Genomic DNA, 5,359 nt, shown 5'->3' with positions numbered 1-5,359 from the left:
GGTGAAGCCGCCGGCCCTACTGACCGGGGTCGACCATGATGGCGGGTATGAGCGAACCGTTCCACGCCGTCGACGTCATCATCACCAAGCGTGACAGGGGCGAGCTGTCCGACGAGCAGATCGACTGGGTGGTCGACGCCTACACCCGCGGTGTCGTCGCCGAGGAGCAGATGTCGTCGCTGACCATGGCCATCCTGCTCAACGGGATGAACCGCCGCGAGATCGAACGTTGGACCGCGGCCATGATCTCGTCGGGGGAGCGGATGAACTTCTCCGGCCTCTCCCGGCCGACCGCCGACAAGCACTCCACCGGCGGCGTCGGGGACAAGATCACCCTCCCGCTCGCTCCGCTGGTCGCCGCCTGCGGGGTGGCCGTGCCGCAGCTGTCCGGCCGCGGCCTCGGGCACACGGGAGGCACGCTCGACAAGCTCGAGTCGATCCCCGGCTGGCGGGCGTCGCTGGACAACGCCCAGATGATGGCCCAGCTGGAGGACGTCGGTGCGGTCATCTGCGCCGCCGGGCCGGGCCTCACGCCGGCGGACAAGAAGCTGTATGCCTTGCGGGACGTCACAGGGACGGTCGAGGCCATCCCGCTGATCGCCAGCTCGATCATGAGCAAGAAGATCGCCGAGGGCACCGGGGCCCTCGTCCTGGACGTCAAGGTCGGCTCCGGGGCGTTCATGAAGGACGTGAACCGGGCCCGTGAGCTGGCGGAGACCATGGTCGCCCTCGGCACCGATGCCGGGGTCACCACGGTGGCCTTGCTGACCAACATGCAGACGCCCCTCGGCCTGACCGCCGGCAACGCCCTGGAAGTGCGCGAGTCGGTCGAGGTCCTGGCGGGGGGTGGCCCCGAGGACGTCGTCGAGCTGACCCTTGCGCTGGCCCGCGAGATGCTCACCGCGGCCGGGCGTACTGACGTCGACCCCGCCGAGGCGCTGGACGACGGCCGGGCCATGGACGTGTGGCGGCGGATGATCAGTGCCCAGGGCGGCGACCCGGACGCGGACCTGCCGTGGGCCAAGGAGACCCACGAGGTGCGAGCCCCGGCGGACGGCGTGCTGACCCAGCTCGACGCCTACAAGGTCGGCGTCGCCGCCTGGCGGCTCGGCGCCGGGCGGGCCCGCAAGGAGCACTCGGTCCAGGCGGGTGCGGGCGTCGTGATGCACGCCAAGCCTGGCGCCATCGTGCGCTGCGGCGACCCGCTGCTGACGCTGCACACCGACGACCCCGACCTGTTCGAGCGGGCCCTCGAGGCGCTCGACGGCGCGTTCTTCATCGCTCCCGAGGGTTCCCGGCCCGACCTTCTCCCACTGGTCATCGACCGGATCGGCTGAGCGACCGGATCGGCTCAGCGACAGGGTCCTGAGGACCGAGCGAGGAACGAGCGAGGCCCGGAAGGGGCCCGCGGAGCTCAGTCCGTGAGTTCGGCTGACCCCTACGCTGGGCGGATGCCTCAGCTGATCGCCGCCCCGACACGGATCCCGGTCCCGGGCGGGAAGGTCATCGACGAGTACGTCGGCGCCGTGAACACCCCCTCCACGCCATTGGCCGGCGCGTCGGCGCATCCCGTGTCGGTGGCGCACATGAACGCCCCCGGGGACTGGTCGGAGCCGTTCCAGACGCCGGAGTTCGGGGAGATCACGGTGGTCCTGCGCGGGACGGTGCTCGTCGACCACGCCGGCGGCCGGCTGGAGGTCGGTGAGGGGCAGGGCGTCGTCACGGCCCCGGGTGAGCGGGTGCGGTACTCGACCGGCCCCGAGGGCGCGGAGTACATCGCGGTGTGTCTGCCGGCGTTCGACCCAGAGGCAGCGCACCGTGACGACGAGTGAGCTGAGCCTGGACGCGCTGCGAACCGTCCCCAAGGTCCTGCTTCACGACCACCTCGACGGCGGACTGCGGCCCCAGACCATCATCGAGCTCGCGGTCGGCGACCCCGCCGTCGAGGCGAACCTGCCGGCGCCCGACGCAGCAGGCCTCGGGGAGTGGTTCCGCGCCAACGCTGACTCCGGGTCGTTGGAGCGCTACCTCGAGACGTTCGCGCAGACCCTTGCCGTGATGCAGACCGAGGAGGGCCTGTTCCGGGTCGCCGCGGAAGCCGCCCAGGACCTCGCCGCCGACGGCGTCGTCTACGCCGAGATCCGGTATGCCCCAGAGCAGCACCTGGAGCGCGGGCTCACCCTCGAGCAGGTGGTCGAGGCGGTCAACGACGGGTTCCGGGAGGGCGAGCGGCTGGCCCGCGAGTCCGGTCACGGAATCCGGGTGACGGCGCTGCTGACCGCGATGCGCCACGCCGCGAAGAGCCGAGAGATCGCCGAGCTGGCGGTCCGCTACCGCGACGACGGGGTGGCCGGGTTCGACATCGCCGGGGCAGAGGCTGGGTACCCACCCACCCGCCATCTCGACGCCTTCGAGTTCTTGCGCCGGGAGAACGCGCACTTCACCATCCACGCCGGCGAGGCGTTCGGGCTGAAGAGCATCTGGGAGGCGATCCAGTGGTGCGGGGCCGAACGGCTGGGTCACGGCGTCCGGATCGTCGACGACATCACCGTCGAGGGACTGCCGTTCCCCGATTGGCTCGACCAGGCCGCCGCGCGGGGACTGACCACCCTGGCCGACGTAGACCTCGACTCGGTCTACCTCGGTCTCCTGGCCGCGTACGTCCGCGACACCCGGATCCCTTTGGAGATGTGCCCGAGCAGCAACTTGCAGACCGGGGCGGCGACGTCCATCGGTCTGCACCCCATCTCGCTCCTCGCGCGGATGCGGTTCCGGGTGACCCTCAACACCGACAACCGGCTGATGAGTGGCACGTCACTGTCGCGGGAGGCCGGTCTGCTTGCGGCGGAGGCGGATTGGACGCTCGCCGACTTGCGCTGGGTCACCATCAACGCGATGAAGTCGGCGTTTCTGCCGTTCGACCAGCGGCTCGCCCTCATCGACGACGTCATCAAGCCGGGGTATGCGGAGTTCGGGCTTCCCGCCTGACATCACGCCCGTTCGGTGAGGTGGCGCGGGTCCTCACGGCCGTCACATCCGCTGAGCGATCTGACCTTCGAAAATCGAGCCACCGTGAGGCAGAGGCATCACACCCGGGAACTGCACCACCTTCTAACCAGTGCTCTCCCACCCGTGATCTTCACCGCGACCGTCTCGGTCACGTGGGGGCAAACCCTGGCGGCTGGGTCGGATCCCGGGCCCCTGGTGGTGACCATGCCCGTGTCCGGAACGCCGGCGGTCTGCATCTGTCCGCCTCGGTAGGTCAGCTCATCCGGTCCGGCGCGGTGAGCCGCTGGCGTAGCGCCGTGTCGCGAGCCAGCCGCACGGTGTCGCGTCGTCGACGGTCGGCGAGGATCGCCGCCAGCACGTACTCGGGATGGTTCCCGGGCGGGGGCGGCGGCGAGACGTAGAGGGTCATCTCGGCGAGCAGCTTGCGCCCCATCTCGTCGCGGCTCCGGGGCGTCATCGTGGGCGCCGCAGGGAGGAAGGTGCGCACCGCCATCGCCAGGTCGTCCGGCAGCTGGGTGATGTCGGCGTTCATGGCCCAGCCGGCCAGCTGCGGTGGCATCGGGACCGGCGGCGGCAGCTGCGCCGTGACGCGGTCGCGGACCACGTAGGTCCCAGCGAGCATGTCGCCGAGCCGCTTGCCCTTGCTGCTGAGGATCGACGCGATGACGGCCGGGATGCCCCAGAACAGGTAGACCTCGACCACCCCCAGCAGCCCGCGGGCGAAGGCGTGTCGGAACGTGATCGGGCCCGCGTCGTCCCGGACGGTCCGCAGCCCGGCGGCCATCTTCCCGAGGCTGCGGCCGCGGGTCAGGGTCTCGATGGTGACCGGGTAGACCAGCCAGGCGACGAGGAAACACACCAGCACCGTCGCCGCGATCAGCGCGTCGTCGAGCTGCTGGGACAGGGCCGTTCCGGCCGAGACGAGGGTGAAGGTCATGACCCAGACGATGAGGTAGTCGAGGAACCCCGACAGGATCCGCGACCCGATGGACGCCGGGGGCAGGTCGAGCGCCACGGCCTCGCCGGTGACGAAGTCGTCGTCACCTACACCGACGGTCGCGCTGCTCACCGGGTCATCGTAGGTGGCTGCCCTCGGCCGCACCGGCCCTTCTGGGACCGGCCGTGCGGTGGCAACCCACCGCATACAGTGACCGCGTGGATCTCGACGCCTACGTGCTCACGCACCAGCACGAGTGGGCGCGGCTGAACGAGCTGGCGTCGAGGCGCGGCAAGCTGACCGGCGCCGAGGGCGACGAGCTGCTCGACCTCTACCAGCGGGTCGCGACGCATCTGTCGGAGATCCGGACCCGTTCGCCGGAGCCGACTCTCGTGGCGCACCTGTCCTCGATGCTGGCGACCGCACGCCTCCGGTCGGCGGGGACCCGCACGCTCAGCTTCGACGACGTGACGACGTTCTTCACCGACACCTTCCCGGCGGCGCTCTACCGGCTGCGCGCGTGGTGGCTGTGGACGATGGCGGCCAACGTCGTGGTCGCCTGGGTGATCGGGGCGTGGTTCGTGTCGAACCCCAGCATCGAGTCCGCGCTCATCTCTCCGACCGAGGTCGACCAGCTCATCAACAACGACTTCGAGAGCTACTACAGCGAGTATGCGGCGGGCAGCTTCGCGCTGAAGGTCTGGACCAACAACGCCTGGGTGTCCGCCCTCTGTATCGCGCTCGGCGTGCTCGGTTTGCCGGTGATCCTGTTGCTGCTCAACAACATTCTCAACGTCGCCCTTATCGGTGGCCTGATGTGGGCGCACGGTCGGGCCGACCTGTTCTTCGGGCTGATCCTCCCGCACGGGATGCTCGAGCTGACCGTGGTGTTCGTCGCCGCCGGCGTCGGCCTCCGAATCTTCTGGTCGTGGATCGAGCCCGGGCCACGAAGACGGCTCGACGCCGTGGCCCACGCCGGACGCACGGCGATGTCAGTCGCGCTCGGGTTGGCGGCCGTGTTGCTGGTCAGCGGCATCATCGAGGCCTTCGTGACGCCGTCGCCGCTGCCCACCTGGGCCCGTGTCGGGATCGGGTTCGTCGCGTGGAGCGCCTTCATGGCCTACGTGTTCACCGTCGGCCGGTGGGCGGCTCGTCGTGGGGCCACGGGGGACGTCACCGCGGCCGACGCCGGCGACTACGCCCCGGTCGTGGGCTGACCGCACGCTGCGCGCGTCCGACTCAGATGTTTGTCGGTTTTCGACATCCAGCGCCGGGCGGCTTCAGGGGGTCAACGCAACACCTGGCTTGATCGAGGGGTGTTGCGTTGTGGGTCGTTCAGGTCGTACCGCGATTTCTGTGGAGGTTCGTCGCCGGTTCTGGGCTGCGGTCCGGGAGGGGATGTTGACCGATGAC

At 70.0% G+C, this 5,359-nt stretch carries 5 protein-coding genes; 4 read left to right on the top strand and 1 reads right to left on the bottom strand.

What is annotated here, in order from left to right; all coding sequences use genetic code 11:
* The first annotated feature begins 47 nt into the window (after positions 1 to 47).
* From VIG79_RS07950 to VIG79_RS07940, 3 genes are all read left to right on the top strand, one after another.
* Positions 48 to 1,337, top strand: coding sequence for a thymidine phosphorylase (locus VIG79_RS07950; RefSeq protein ID WP_331884357.1), 1,290 nt, complete (start codon positions 48 to 50; stop codon positions 1,335 to 1,337).
* Between the two features lie 114 nt (positions 1,338 to 1,451).
* Positions 1,452 to 1,832 (top strand): cupin domain-containing protein, encoded by a 381-nt coding sequence (locus VIG79_RS07945; protein ID WP_331884354.1) that lies wholly within the window; start codon positions 1,452 to 1,454, stop codon positions 1,830 to 1,832.
* Position 1,833: 1 nt separating this feature from the next.
* Positions 1,834 to 2,988 carry an adenosine deaminase gene (locus tag VIG79_RS07940; protein WP_414672602.1) on the top strand — a complete coding sequence of 385 codons (1,155 nt, stop codon included), beginning with the start codon at positions 1,834 to 1,836 and terminating at the stop codon, positions 2,986 to 2,988.
* A gap of 274 nt (positions 2,989 to 3,262) precedes the next feature.
* Here the strand turns inward: VIG79_RS07940 and VIG79_RS07935 are convergent, their stop codons facing one another.
* On the bottom strand, positions 3,263 to 4,078 hold the full coding sequence (locus tag VIG79_RS07935; RefSeq protein ID WP_331884351.1) for an RDD family protein: 816 nt from the start codon (positions 4,076 to 4,078) through the stop codon (positions 3,263 to 3,265).
* Positions 4,079 to 4,164: 86 nt separating this feature from the next.
* On the opposite strand from VIG79_RS07935, the gene VIG79_RS07930 reads away from it, so the two are divergent.
* Positions 4,165 to 5,163: a stage II sporulation protein M gene (locus VIG79_RS07930; protein WP_331884348.1), complete on the top strand. Its 999-nt coding sequence runs from the start codon at positions 4,165 to 4,167 to the stop codon at positions 5,161 to 5,163.
* Positions 5,164 to 5,359: the final 196 nt, after the last annotated feature.

Origin of the sequence: Lapillicoccus sp. (genome assembly GCF_036559105.1) — a bacterium.
Classification (GTDB): Bacteria; Actinomycetota; Actinomycetes; order Actinomycetales; family Dermatophilaceae; genus Lapillicoccus.
The sequence above is the reverse complement of the archived record's forward strand: the minus strand, read 5'-3'. Positions and strand labels throughout refer to the sequence as shown.

Coding starts and splice junctions, on each gene's coding strand:
- VIG79_RS07950 (WP_331884357.1), top strand. CDS start 48: ATGAGCGAACCGTTCCACGCCGTCGACGTCATCATCACCAAGCGTGAC.
- VIG79_RS07945 (WP_331884354.1), top strand. CDS start 1,452: ATGCCTCAGCTGATCGCCGCCCCGACACGGATCCCGGTCCCGGGCGGG.